At 37.9% G+C, this 13146-nt stretch carries 10 protein-coding genes and 1 tRNA gene; 7 read left to right on the top strand and 4 right to left on the bottom strand.

Annotation, left to right across the window (positions count from 1 at the left end):
- Window positions 1–436: 436 nt before the first annotated feature.
- Window positions 437–1129, bottom strand: a complete 693-nt coding sequence (locus PU02_RS05925; RefSeq protein WP_053944498.1) for an HAD family hydrolase — start codon at window positions 1127–1129, stop codon at window positions 437–439.
- 307 nt (window positions 1130–1436) lie between these two features.
- Here PU02_RS05925 and PU02_RS05920 point away from each other — a divergent pair, with 307 nt between their 5' ends.
- Window positions 1437–2573, top strand: a complete 1137-nt coding sequence (locus PU02_RS05920; RefSeq protein ID WP_053944497.1) for a site-specific DNA-methyltransferase — start codon at window positions 1437–1439, stop codon at window positions 2571–2573.
- 72 nt (window positions 2574–2645) lie between these two features.
- Here the strand turns inward: PU02_RS05920 and mutY are convergent, their stop codons facing one another.
- Complete coding sequence (gene mutY / locus PU02_RS05915; RefSeq protein ID WP_053944496.1) at window positions 2646–3704, bottom strand: A/G-specific adenine glycosylase; 1059 nt, start codon at window positions 3702–3704, stop codon at window positions 2646–2648.
- Between the two features lie 199 nt (window positions 3705–3903).
- Here mutY and PU02_RS05910 point away from each other — a divergent pair, with 199 nt between their 5' ends.
- The 5 genes from PU02_RS05910 to PU02_RS05890 all read left to right on the top strand — a co-directional run bounded on the left by PU02_RS05910 (window position 3904) and on the right by PU02_RS05890 (window position 9498).
- A complete protein-coding gene (locus PU02_RS05910) occupies window positions 3904–4455 on the top strand; it encodes a DUF721 domain-containing protein (protein WP_053944495.1) in 552 nt (183 codons plus the stop codon).
- Window positions 4456–4534: 79 nt separating this feature from the next.
- Window positions 4535–5128 (top strand): DsbA family protein, encoded by a 594-nt coding sequence (locus PU02_RS05905; RefSeq protein ID WP_236824045.1) that lies wholly within the window; start codon window positions 4535–4537, stop codon window positions 5126–5128.
- An 83-nt stretch (window positions 5129–5211) separates the two neighbouring features.
- Window positions 5212–7884: a pyruvate, phosphate dikinase gene (gene ppdK, locus PU02_RS05900; RefSeq protein WP_053944686.1), complete on the top strand. Its 2673-nt coding sequence runs from the start codon at window positions 5212–5214 to the stop codon at window positions 7882–7884.
- A gap of 629 nt (window positions 7885–8513) precedes the next feature.
- Window positions 8514–8588 (top strand) — tRNA-Gln (locus PU02_RS05895).
- A 307-nt stretch (window positions 8589–8895) separates the two neighbouring features.
- Window positions 8896–9498: a superoxide dismutase gene (locus tag PU02_RS05890; RefSeq protein WP_053944493.1), complete on the top strand. Its 603-nt coding sequence runs from the start codon at window positions 8896–8898 to the stop codon at window positions 9496–9498.
- A 44-nt stretch (window positions 9499–9542) separates the two neighbouring features.
- Here the strand turns inward: PU02_RS05890 and PU02_RS05885 are convergent, their stop codons facing one another.
- Window positions 9543–11675, bottom strand: coding sequence for a S9 family peptidase (locus PU02_RS05885; RefSeq protein ID WP_053944492.1), 2133 nt, complete (start codon window positions 11673–11675; stop codon window positions 9543–9545).
- A gap of 522 nt (window positions 11676–12197) precedes the next feature.
- On the opposite strand from PU02_RS05885, the gene PU02_RS05880 reads away from it, so the two are divergent.
- Window positions 12198–12635: a Ros/MucR family transcriptional regulator gene (locus PU02_RS05880; RefSeq protein WP_053944491.1), complete on the top strand. Its 438-nt coding sequence runs from the start codon at window positions 12198–12200 to the stop codon at window positions 12633–12635.
- A gap of 70 nt (window positions 12636–12705) precedes the next feature.
- On the opposite strand, the gene PU02_RS05875 is transcribed toward PU02_RS05880, so the two are convergent.
- A complete protein-coding gene (locus PU02_RS05875; protein ID WP_053944490.1) occupies window positions 12706–13113 on the bottom strand; it encodes a SufE family protein in 408 nt (135 codons plus the stop codon).
- Window positions 13114–13146 lie beyond the last annotated feature (33 nt).

Below are 13146 nucleotides of genomic sequence, written 5' to 3'. Positions count from 1 at the left end.
CCAAGTACTCAATAAAATTAAGAGCATTGGAGTATATTTGATTGAAATCAGTGTATTTCACTATCAATGATAGAATATTCGCAATTTCGAAAGGTCATGATTCTTCCGTTGTTGCAAAGGCTTGTAGAGTTTTTACCACAGCATATCAAGTTATTTAGGAATAACATTTGTGAGCTATAAGAGCTGTAAGCAGGCGAAATTTTATCATGAAATGCAACAATATAGCGAATAGATCGCAGGAGGTAATTAATAAGATTATCGCTATATAAATCATCTGTAACAATAATTATTTTTTCACGAAAAACTTGAATTTATACATCCTGTATAAAAACAATTTATGCGCTATCGGTTTACTACACACATTCCAAAACCCACTTACATACCATGTTTTAGGTGAGGGATTGTACAAGCTGGTATCGTATAAGGTGTTCTTGATTTAAGAAGCCTGCCACGTTTCCATTGCCTTTATAACCTCCAGTAAATGGGCATGTTTAGTAATAACTGTTTCCGCACCAGAATCTACAAGGTCATTGGAGTGGTTTAGATAGCTGTGAGATCCTCCTGTAAATCCAATAACACGCATACCCGCTGCCGTTGCCGCTTGTACACCGTAAAGAGAATCTTCTATGACGATAGTGTTTTTTGGATGTACGCATAGTTTTTGCGCTGCAAAGAGGAAAATATCTGGTGCAGGTTTTGGTTTTTTAGTGCCCATTTCAGGTGCAGAAAATATTTTATCTTCGAAGAAATTATAAAGATTAACGGTGAGAAGCATCTGTTTTATATCTTCACTTGTTGAGTTAGAACAAATACAGTAGGGGTAGGAAGATTTAATGTTTTTTATTGCTTCCGCTATTCCGTCGATAGCACGTAAATCAGTTTTCATTTGTTTGCAAAAAAGAGTAGACATTTTGTCTATAAGGTTTGCAGAAATGAGCCTTCCTGTTTCTTTTTCAATTTTTTTGAGAATGTCGGAAAAGATGAGTCCTGCATAACGCTCACTTAACTCCTCAGGAGATATTTCATAATTTATATCCTTCAGCAATTGCGATCCAATTTTTGCTACGAGATATTCAGAGTCTACGAGTACTCCATCACAATCAAAAATAATAAGATCAATCTGAGGCATAAAAACTCCTTTATAGTCATCAGTGTTGAAGATTTTACATAAAAATAATGTTGAAAGATTTTTGTTTTACAAGCGTTATGTTCTACCAGGTTGATTTTATAAAAGTTATACAGAGTGTAGAATATGTGAATAATATAACAAAGAAAAGAAAAATAAAAAATAACTGCGCATGGCACATTATATTTTCTAATTTGAAAAGCAGATATCAGTTTTACAAGATTTTAACGATACATTTACCCTATTTTGTCAATATCAGTTCCTAAATCATCTTAATTGTAGGTAATTTTTTGATGTTATTGAGTATTTTATGACAGTTGTTCATCTTAAAAAAGATTTTGTTCACACTGCTGTGCAGGAGAAATGGTGCAATCGTATTTTAAAAGGGGATTGTGTTGCAGCATTGGGGAAACTTCCTAAACATTCGGTAGATATGATTTTTGCAGATCCTCCTTATAATTTGCAGTTGGAGGGAGCTTTGTATCGTCCGGATCATTCGCTCGTTGATGCGGTTGACGATGCGTGGGATCATTTTGAAAGTTTTGCTGCTTATGATGCCTTTACGCGTGCTTGGTTGCTTGCTTGTCGCCGTGTTTTAAAACCCAATGGAACTATTTGGGTTATCGGATCTTACCATAATATTTTTCGTGTTGGTGCGATGTTACAGGATTTAGGTTTTTGGATGCTGAATGATATTATTTGGCGTAAAAATAATCCTATGCCTAATTTTCGTGGACGTCGTTTTCAAAATGCTCATGAGACACTCATTTGGGCAGTTCGGGATCAAAAAGACAAAAAATATACGTTTAATTATGATGCATTAAAAGCAGCAAATGAAGATGTTCAAATGCGTTCAGATTGGCTTTTCCCTCTTTGTACGGGTTCTGAGCGTCTAAAGGATGAAGAAGGACGTAAATTGCATCCAACACAAAAACCACAGACACTGTTAGCACGTGTTATTTTGGCTGCTAGTAAGCCTGGAGATATCATCCTTGATCCATTTTTTGGTTCAGGAACAACGGGCGCTGTTGCAAAGCGTTTAGGCCGTAATTTTGTAGGTATTGAACGTGAGCAATGCTACATTGATGCTGCTTTAAAAAGGATTGCTGCAGTTCAACCTTTAGCAGAAACAGAGTTAGAAATTTTAAAGGGAAAAAAAGAAGAGCCACGTGTGGCATTTGCTAGTTTGCTTGAAGCTGGTTTACTTCACCCCGGAAAAGTTCTTTATGACAAGAAAAAGAGAGTATCCGCTGTTATTAGGGTAGATGGTACTATTGTATGCGGTGGCGAGGCTGGGTCCATTCATTCAGTGGGGAGAAAAGTGCAGGGTGCGCAAAGTTGTAATGGCTGGACATTTTGGTATTACGAAGAAAATGGTCAATTGAAATCAATTGATAATTTGAGGACAATTGTGCGTTCACAATTTTTGAAGGTTAGTGTTGCATAAATTTTTAGTCGAATCCCTATTTCTATCACAGGATTGGATTTTGCTTATTTTGAATTCCTATGTAAGGTGGAGTTATTTTGGTTTAAATAGATTGGGGATGGCCATAGCAATGGCTTTTTTCATGACAGTAGGTAGAGCTTCATTGGCAAGTTGATGGATATCACACCACCAACCATTTTCAAGATCTAATTCATCAATGTTATCAGTGTAGTATATATCAAGTTTTAAGGAAAAATGGGTAAAAATATGTTTGATTTGTCCTTTGAATTGCCAATTGGTAGGGAAAGGTGGATGAAGCTTTCCATTTTCATCGTTTGATCCAATATTGTTAGGAATCTGTGTCATTCCATTAAGCAATTTTTGAGTGGATCGTTTTTCTAAGTAAATTTGCCTATTTGTATTGAGTATCACAAAAGCGGCGCCAGTTTTAGAGGGCTGCGCTTTTTTAGGTGGTTTTACTGGAAAGTTTTCTGCCACCTGCATTTTTTTTGCTTCGCATAAATTTTCGAGAGGGCATGCTGGACACAATGGTTTACGGGGTGTACAAACCGTTGCTCCCAGATCCATCATAGCCTGTGCAAAATCTCCTGGGCGATTTAAGGGGGTGATTTTTTGTGTTTTCTCTTTAATTTCAGGTTTTGCTTTGGGTAATATTGAAGCTATAGCAAATAGACGGGTTACAATGCGTTCAACATTGCTATCAATAACAGCGATAGGGTGGCCGAAGGCAATAGCGGCAATTGCTGCTGCGGTATAATCCCCAATTCCAGGCAAAGTCCGTAATATTTTCATGGATTGTGGAAATTTTCCTTCATAATTTTCCATAAGTTGGTGAGCGCAATTTTTAAGATTACGTGCACGGGAATAATAACCAAGGCCAGCCCATGCTTTCATGATATCGTCTTGTGATGTAAGTGATAAAGATGCAAGATCAGGCCAAAATTTTATAAATTTTTTAAAATATGGCTTGACGGCTTCAACCGTTGTTTGTTGGAGCATGATTTCGGACAGCCAAACTTTATAAGGATCTGGAAAATTTCTTGTTGCTTGTTTTTTAGGAGCAACACGCCACGGCAAAAGGCGATGATTTTTGTCATACCAAGCAAGAAGGCGTGAAGAAATCTCATCCATTGTTGTTTTTAACCACAAGAATGGATAAAATGTAAAGAGGGGGTATTATTTTTCGTAATTTACTTTCTGTGTTAAACAGAAATTATTGGGGTGCTGCTTATGTATGGCGGTAGTTAAATCGTTAATGAGGTTTAATGGTTGGGGGAAATGGGCTTGTATAGAGAGAGGGTATTGCATCTTCAAAATGTTCAGTGATACGATGAACAAGAAGCATCAGGGGTATTTTTATTCTCTTTCTGAGTCTGTTTTTGGTGTGCTTGATCCAGTTCTATGCAAACGGACAGGGCTTAGCGTGAAGCTTTTGGAGTACTGGTCGCAAATTGTTGGCTGTGATATCGCTGAGTGCACAATGCCGCTTAGAATTGTTTGGAGCCGTCGTTTACATCAGGATGAGGATTTTTATCCTGCTACACTCATTATAGCATGTGAGAGTTTTTTTGCACCTAAGTTAATGCATGAAATAAGTGAGTTGATTCAGCGAATTAATAGTTTTTTTGGGTATATTGCAATTAATCGCATAAAGATAGAACAAAAACAGATAGTAAGTGTTATTGATAGTTCGAAAAAGGCAAGAACTATAAGTGAAGAAGACAAAAATCGTGTGAGAAAAATGCTGCAAAATATTGAAAATGAGACTTTATGCCAATCACTTTATGAACTTGGATGTTGCATTTTCGCAGAAAAAAATAATAAACGGGGTGTTTTTATATTTTTTAGTACACTGAGGAAGCATCGTGCTTATTTCATTTAATAACGACAGAGAAGTGTTCTTTATGTTCCATCGCCATTTTTTTTCTTTTTTCAGAGTTTTTTTTACTTTTTCTGTGATTATGCTTTCTCACGAGGCGACAGCTTTTGCTGGTGCGATGAGGTCAGCTCCAGCGGTGGATATGGTCAAGCTGCTCCAATCAGGCGGTGTATCTGATAGATCTGAAGGTGATGTAAATGCACCTGTGGTAATTGTTGAATATGCATCACTCACATGTGTTCATTGCGCTGATTTTTACAATAGTATACTTCCTGAGATTCGTAAAAAATACATTAAAACAGGGAAAGTGAGACTTATTTTTCGTGATTTTGCTTTTGATCCTCGGGCAACGGCAGGTTTTATGTTGGCACGGTGTGTACCGGAAGATCGTTACTTTCCTTTGATAAGTGTTCTATTCCAAAAACAAAATGAGTGGGCTTGGGTACAAGATGCTTTAACGCCGTTAAGAAAAATTGGTTCTATGGCAGGTCTTACAGATGAGGGTTTTGATTCTTGCTTACAAAATCAATCCATTTTGGATGAAGTTAATGCATCTGCTGAGCGTGGAAGAGAACTTGGTGTTACGGCGACCCCTACTTTCTTCATTAATGGCTATAAATACGAGGGTTTAATGTCAATGGATAAATTTTCCTCGATAATTGATAGTTTTCTTTAAAAGATATTATCGTTGATAATAAAAGTCGATAAATCTAGATCATGCGACGTGTTAATATTTATAATAACAGAAAGGCTGGTGCCGTGACGAAATGGGTTTATGCTTTTGGCGATGGTAGTGCAGAAGGGAATGCTAATGAGCGGGATCTCCTCGGTGGTAAAGGAGCTAATTTAGCAGAAATGAGCAATCTTGCTCTACCTGTTCCACCTGGTTTCACCATTACGACGGAGGTTTGCAATTTTTATTATGCGCATGATAAAATCTATCCGGAAGGGTTGAAAGAGGCTGTCGGGAAGGCATTGGAGCGTATAAGTAAGCAAACAGGACGTGAATTAGGTCATAGTAAGGTACCACTATTACTTTCTGTTCGTTCAGGGTCTCGGGCTTCTATGCCAGGGATGATGGATACAGTTCTTAATCTCGGCATGAATGATGAAACCGTAGAGATCATTGCCAAGCAGAGTAATAATGAACGATTTGCTTACGACAGTTATCGCCGTTTTATCCAAATGTATTCTAATGTTGTTTTAGGGCTAGAGCATTCATTTTTTGAAGATATTCTTGATGATGTAAAGGTTAAAAGCGGTTATACTTTTGATACGGAGGTGACAGCAAATGATTGGAAAAGTGTCATAACTTCTTACAAAAATTGTGTTGAAATAAAATTGGGAAGGCCTTTTCCACAAGATCCTGAAGAACAGCTGTGGGGTGCGATCGGAGCAGTTTTTTCTAGTTGGATGACAGCACGTGCAATCACTTACCGTCGGTTGCATGCTATTCCTGAAAATTGGGGGACGGCGGTTAATGTACAAGCCATGGTATTTGGTAATATGGGAGAGGATTCGGCGACAGGTGTAGCATTTACACGTAACCCTTCTACGGGAAAGAAAGAACTGTATGGTGAGTTTCTAATTAACGCGCAGGGTGAGGATGTTGTAGCAGGTATTCGTACGCCACAAAATATCACGGAGTCAGCTCGTTTAGCTGCTGGTTCATCTAAGCCATCATTAGAAAAAATTATGCCAAGAGCTTTTGAAGAATTTTGTCAAATAGCAAATAGGCTTGAACAGCATTATCGAGATATGCAAGATCTCGAATTTACAATTGAAAAAGGTAAATTATGGATTTTACAAACTCGTTCTGGAAAACGAACAGCACGTGCAGCTTTAAAGATAGCAGTCGAAATGGTCGAAGAGGGATTGATCAGTCGTGAGGAAGCTGTGATGCGGATTGAGCCAAAATCTCTTGACCAGCTTTTGCATCCAACTCTTGATCCTGAAGCAAAACGTTTTATCGTTGCACGTGGTTTACCTGCTTCTCCAGGTGCAGCAACAGGTGAAATTGTTTTTAGTTCAGATGAAGCAGAAATAGCTTCAAAAGAAGGGCGAAAGGTTATTTTGGTTCGTATAGAGACGAGTCCAGAAGACATTCATGGTATGCACGCTGCAGAAGGGATTTTGACAACGCGTGGTGGTATGACAAGTCATGCTGCTGTTGTTGCACGTGGCATGGGAAAACCTTGCGTTGCTGGTGCAGGGGGAATACGTATCGATTATAGAACAAATACAATGATTGTTTCAGATCATAGCTTCCAGAAGGGTGATATTATTACTATTGATGGTAGCAGTGGAGAAATTTTAGAAGGAAAGGTTGCGATGTTGCAGCCGGAGCTTTGTGGAGATTTTTCCAAGCTTATGGCGTGGGCTGATGGAATGCGACGAATGAAAATTCGCATCAATGCGGATACTCCATCTGATGCACGTATGGGGCGTTCTTTTGGAGCAGAAGGTATTGGTCTTTGTCGTACTGAGCATATGTTTTTTGCAGGTGAGCGTATTATCGCCATGCGTGAGATGATTTTGAGTAGCGATGAAGATGGACGCCGTAGGGCATTAGATAAGCTTTTGCCGATGCAGCGATCAGATTTTACAGAGTTATTTGAGATTATGTCTGGTTTACCTGTCACTATTCGCCTTTTGGATCCTCCCTTGCATGAATTTTTGCCAAAAACAGAAATAGAAATTCACGATGTTGCAGTGGCTATGGGGATTTCTGTGGAAGTACTTTCTGAACGTGTTCAGCAACTGCACGAGTTTAATCCTATGCTCGGGTTGCGAGGGTGTCGTCTAGTTATTACTTATCCTGAAATTGCAGAAATGCAAGCTCGAGCAATTTTTGAAGCAGCAGCAGAAGCATTTCAAAGTTCTGGAGCTCCCGTTATGCTCGAAATTATGGTGCCACTCATTGCTCTTAAAGCTGAATTGGATTTTGTTAAAGCTTGCATTGATCATGTTGCTAGTGAAGTGATGAAAGAAAAGGGAGTGCATATTCAGTATATAATTGGAACGATGATTGAACTTCCAAGAGCAGCTCTTCAAGCAGACAAAATTGCAGTAACTGCGGAATTTTTTTCGTTCGGCACAAATGATTTGACACAAACAACTTTTGGTATTTCACGGGATGATGCTGCTCCATTTTTGGCAACATATCTTCAAAAAGGAATTCTCAAAAAAGATCCTTTTGTATCGCTTGATTGTGATGGGGTAGGTGAGCTTATTTCTTTAGCTGCACAGCGTGGACGTTCTCGGCGTGAGACGCTTAAATTGGGTATTTGTGGCGAACATGGAGGTGATCCTCATTCTATTGCTCTGTGTGAAGAGAATAATTTGGATTACGTTTCATGCTCACCTTTTCGGGTACCTATTGCACGTTTGGCAGCTGCACAATCTGCAATTGCTAAGAAAGAACTGAGCTAAAGATACTATTTCTGTTTTTGATGAGGGGGTATTTGTAGAGAAATTGTTGTGCTTTTATTGTTAGAAGTTAGTTTTTCAGGAAAAGTTTTTTGAAGAGGTGTTTATGCAATTTATGTTACAGGTAAGATCTATTCATGAATCGCTATTTACAGTTGGAAGAAGAAAGCAGAAAAATAATAAATCATCTATTTTATGAGGATAGATAGTTTTTGTAATGATATAATGCCAGACTTAATTGAATTGAGTATAGTAGGTTTTTTGTGGAGGTAAGTAGGGTTCAAATATGAAGCAGTCATCGCTATGTGTTAAGTTTGATGGTGGTTTATGTATTTAGAATCTGGCAATATTGTTTTTAGATATTATAGTGTGTGTATTTTGCACTATTAGGTAGTGAGGTTTCATGATAGAATAGCGGGGATTTACTGTAGCGGTAGGTGCTGTGTTGCGGTAAGTTTGTTTTTTTCATTTTATTGGGGAGAAAGCGCCAATGTTCTGAGGGGTATTTAAAACTCTGTTGTTATTGTAGATAGGCTATTTATACTAGAGAAAAATAAGGGCTTTTACTTTCAAGTGTTGTGTAGGATTACAAGAATCGGTATAAGGCGCAGTCATAGATATAATCGTGTTTTTGGGGTATAGCCAAGTGGTAAGGCACCGGTTTTTGGTACCGGCATTCCCTGGTTCGAATCCAGGTACCCCAGCCAGGGTTCTAAAAAAGTTCACCATAATAAATCGTTTTTGATGCACAGGTTCGTTGAGTGATGTTTTGTTGTCTTTTTTATATTTTTTTAGACTGGCATTTGTGGTTATTTAAAGAATTTCAGTTTTAAACAGATGTTCTGTGTGAGTAGTTTAGGGTAATTTTTCTTACTTTTTTAGTTTGTTTGTGAACCATAATCATGAAAATTTGGTTATTGGAGGCAGTGTTTTTGTGATGTTCTTTTAGAGGCTATAGGCGCCGGGTTAGATTAGTGAGTAATCTTAAATAATTAGAATAGAGGAGTTTTTGAAATGGCTTTTGAATTAATTGAATTACCTTATAATTATGATGCTCTTGCACCTTATATGTCGCGTGAAACGCTTGAGTATCATCATGATAAGCACTACCTAACGTATCTTATCAATGCCAATAATTTTATAAAAGATTTAAAGCTAGAAGAGAAATGTCTTGAAGATCTTGTAGTAGAAAGCTTCAATACTCATGTTGGTTTGTTTAATAATATATCGCAGTATTATAACCATACTCACTTTTGGAAATGGATGAAGAAAGATGGTGGTGGTAGCAAAATTCCTGAGAAATTAATGAAGTCTTTGGAAAGTAGTTTTGGTAGTTATGATAAGTTTCGTGCAGATTTTATTGTTGCGGGTACATCTCAATTCGGTTCTGGTTGGGCATGGCTTGCTGTTCAGGATGGTGAGCTGAAGATTATGAAAACACCTAATGGTGAAAACCCTCTTATCCACGGAGCTCAGCCGATTTTAGGTGTTGATGTGTGGGAGCATTCTTATTACATTGACTATCGCAATGCGCGTCCAAAATATTTGGAAGCTTTTGTAGATCATCTGATCAACTGGGATTATGTTTTGGAGCTATATGAAAATTGCAAATTCTAGGAGGGTGTATAGTACATATGCTCAGCTGTAGGTCTTGTGGTTGATCAGGTTGGAGGAAGTGTAAGGAAAATGGAGGGATTACCTTTAGAAGCCGTTTTTTCTGCTATTTTCAGAATGAATGCGTATATGTAAGCAACTTCTTCCAGTTTTGAAAAGCGCCCTGTTGCGCCTGTGTGGCCCGCGTCCATGTTTATACGCAGTAAGATAGGGTTATTGTCTGTCTTCAAATCACGCAGTTTGGCTACCCATTTTGCAGGTTCCCAATAAGTTACACGAGGATCCGTTAGTCCTGCTGTGACAAGAATTGGGGGATAGTTTTGTGCCTTAATATTGTCATAAGGTGAGTAAGAAGCAATGAGATCGTAATCTTCTTTTGATTTGAGAGGGTTTCCCCATTCTGGCCATTCTGGAGGTGTTAAAGGAAGTGAAGGATCAAGCATAGTTGTTAAAACATCAACAAAAGGAACATTAGCTACAATTCCTGCAAAATCCTGTGGAGCCATATTAGCTATGGCTCCCATCAGCATTCCTCCTGCTGATCCACCTTGGGCAATTAGTCGATCATGAGCTGTAAACTTGTTATTGACGAGGTAGCGTCCACAGGTAATAAAATCTGTGAACGTATTTTGTTTGAAGGAAAGTTTTCCCTTTTCGTACCATTCCATACCTTTTTCTTTTCCACCACGAACATGGGCAATTGCGTAGATGAATCCTCTATTGATGAGTGAGAGTATGTTGCTATTAAAATTTGCAGATATGGAAAGTCCATAAGCACCGTAGCCGTACAGCAAACAGGGGGCTTGGCTGTTTAGCTTTGTTTTTTTGTGGTAAAGAAGTGAGATAGGAATTGTTTCACCATCTTCTGCAGTTGCTGTGATGCGCCGTGTTATATAATTTTTTCTATTATGTCCGGAAGGAATTTTTTGAGTTTTTAAGAGCTTTCTCTTTTGGCTTTCTACTTCATACTCGAAAAGTTGCTTAGGTGTTGTCATAGAGGAGTAAGAAAAACGAATGCTCGAACTATCATATTCAGCAGCGCCATGCAAATTTAAGGAATAGGCTTCTTCTGTAAAAGAAACAGAATGAATTTCTTTGCTGGAACGGTTCATGAATTGTATGTGAGGTAATCCCTCAATTTGTTCAAGCCAAACAAGAAAATTTTGGTAAGCATCATGTGATAAAATTAGACGTCCAGGTTTATGAGGTACGAGTTCAGACCAGTTTTCTGACTGTGGTGATGTGCATGGTGCTACCATGATTTTGAAGTCTTTTGCATTGTCTTGATTGGTAAGGATGTAAAAAACATCACCGCCTTCTGTTAGTGAGTATTCAACGCCGTGTTGCCGCTTTTGTACACACTGGGGAGGAGAAAGAGGTGTAGCGGCAGGAATAAGCCATATTTCTGAAGTTTCGTGATTATGAGCGTTAATATAAATTACATCGTGAAGTTTGGAACCACATATCTGCAAAAAAAATCCCGGATCATTTTCACAGAAAATAAGCTTATCTTGAGATTGATCAGTATGCAATAAATGGTAATAAAGTTCTGAGGGACGATGATTTTTATCTATTTTAGTATAAAAAAATCCTTCAGATTTAGAATCCCATACGAGTTGTCCAGATGTGTCAGTAACTGTATCTTCGTAGTCAGATAGGGTTTCAAAATTTCGGATTTTAATTGTATAAAATTCGGATCCATTGTCATCATAAGCCCATGCAGCATGAGTATGATTAGGAGATATTTTAACTGAAACAAGATTAAAGTAATTCTTGTCTTTAGCTAAGCTATCACCGTCAAGATAGATAGTTTTTTTACCTCCATCCCTTGGGGTGCGAAAATAGTGTGGTTGCTGTCCTCCGGTGACGTAAAAAAATCCATAAGCGAAAGAACTACATTTAACAGGAACAGAACTATTGTTTTCTTGAATACGATTTTTCATTTCTTTTAGAAGGAGATCTTGCAGTGATTTGGTATCAGCCATTTGAGATTCTTGGTACTTGTTTTCACTTTCAAGATGATGTTGAATATTTTTATCAAGACAAAGAGGGTTTTTAAAAACATCTGAAAAATTAGAAGCACGTAGCCAATGATAAAAATCATTGCGACGAACGCCGTGTTGTACGTCTTCATGAGCGATCTTACGTGCTTTGGGAGGAAATACGGATGAGTCAGTCATAATGATCCTATCGAATATGTCAGTAATTTTTTATGTATTAATGTAGAATAAGTTTAATTGTATCTGTGAAAATAAAGCTCTATAGGTTGTAAATATTTTTATTATCATGAATTGGTGTATTTTTTATTTTAATTCAGAATATTATTGAAGGGGCCTAAAGATATCAGGAAGCGATTCTTTATAAAATAAAGGTACATTTCAAACACAAGAATATAAAGCTGCTAAAAGCTGTTACATGTTTCATTTAGTGTTTTTACTATTTTATTTGGGATGTGAAATCACCTCTCATGAGGTATTTGAAAAATAAAATGATCCCAAAAAAGGAAATAATTTGTTCTTTTTAGTGTTCTTATATCAAAAATAAGAAGTTTATTTATTTTTTTTAGAGTTAAACATACTTTATAGAATAATTGAATTGACAAAAAATATTTTTGTACAATATGAAGCTTATGCGTGTGAGGTTTTCGTGTTACGAGCGCAAATGCGAGTAGTGTCCCAATTTTAGAGTTGAAGGAAATAAGGATGGAGCATTACCAAGCCCCGGAGGTTGAAGGCAGTTTAGTTGTTACGTTGGTTGCAGATGTTGTTGCTGCTTATGTGAGTAATAATTTGATTCAGCCAGCTGAAGTGCCGAGCTTGATTGCTGATGTTCATGCAGCTTTTCTTAAAGTAGGGAATGCGACGCCATTGGGAGGCGAAATTGAAAGGCAAAAGCCTGCTGTTAATCCGAAACGTTCAGTTTTTCCTGATTATCTTGTCTGTCTTGAAGATGGCAAAAAATTCAAATCTCTGAAACGTCATTTGATGACACATTATAAAATGTCACCCCAGGAGTATCGTGAAAAGTGGCAATTGGATAGCTCTTATCCCATGGTTGCTCCTAATTATACAAAGGTGCGCTCAACTTTAGCTAAAGAGATGGGGCTTGGGCATAAGCGGCAAAAAAAGAAGACCAGGTAACTATTCATTACAAAATGTGCTTTATGAGTGCGTTCGTTTTAGAGAAGAAGGCTGCAGTTTTTCTGAATCCTTAATAACTTTCGGCACGGATACGTTTAATCATTGATTTTAGGCCATTCGAGCGTTGGGGGGTTAAGTTCTCATTTAGGTTGAGTCGTTCAAGGAGTCCTTCAACGTCGGCTGTGCGAATTTCAGAGGCTCTTTTTCCTGAATAAAAGGAGAGAAGAATATAAATGAGGCCACGCACGATATGGGAGTCAGAGTCCCCTTGAAATGTCACAACTGGATTTTCTGAGTCATCGCGTGAGGATAAAAGCCAAACTTGGCTAACGCAGCCAGATACTTTGTTGGCATCAATGCGAGCTTTTTCAGGAAATGGAGGTAATTCATAGCCAAGATCAATGACATAACTGTAACGATCTTCCCAGTTCTCAAGGAGGGAAAAATTTCCTATGATGTCCTCAATCGTATCTGCCATAATCTCAATCCTTGTTTTATGAGCACGCGGTTT

It is taken from the genome of Bartonella ancashensis, assembly GCF_001281405.1.
GTDB lineage: Bacteria > Pseudomonadota > Alphaproteobacteria > Rhizobiales > Rhizobiaceae > Bartonella > Bartonella ancashensis.
Note: the sequence above shows the minus strand (reverse complement) of the source record. Positions and strands in the feature narration are given on the sequence as shown.